General features: G+C 51.8%; 2 tRNA genes. Both read left to right on the forward strand.

The features are described from left to right. Nucleotides 1–76 (forward strand) — tRNA-Val (locus tag OGV38_RS00215). Nucleotides 77–80: 4 nt separating this feature from the next. Then, nucleotides 81–156, forward strand: a tRNA-Lys gene (locus OGV38_RS00220). Nucleotides 157–218: the final 62 nt, after the last annotated feature.

A 218-nucleotide genomic window follows, 5' to 3' on the forward strand; every position in this document is an offset into this window, starting at 1 on the left:
GGGTGATTAGCTCAGCTGGGAGAGCACCTCCCTTACAAGGAGGGGGTCGGCGGTTCGATCCCGTCATCACCCACCACTTCGGGTCGTTAGCTCAGTTGGTAGAGCAGTTGACTTTTAATCAATTGGTCGCAGGTTCGAATCCTGCACGACCCACCAATGTAAAAAGGCGCCCTAAAGGCGCCTTTTTGCTATCTGCAATTTATAAGATTCGAACCTGC

It is taken from the genome of Citrobacter sp. Cb080, assembly GCF_030334745.1.
GTDB lineage: Bacteria > Pseudomonadota > Gammaproteobacteria > Enterobacterales > Enterobacteriaceae > Citrobacter > Citrobacter braakii.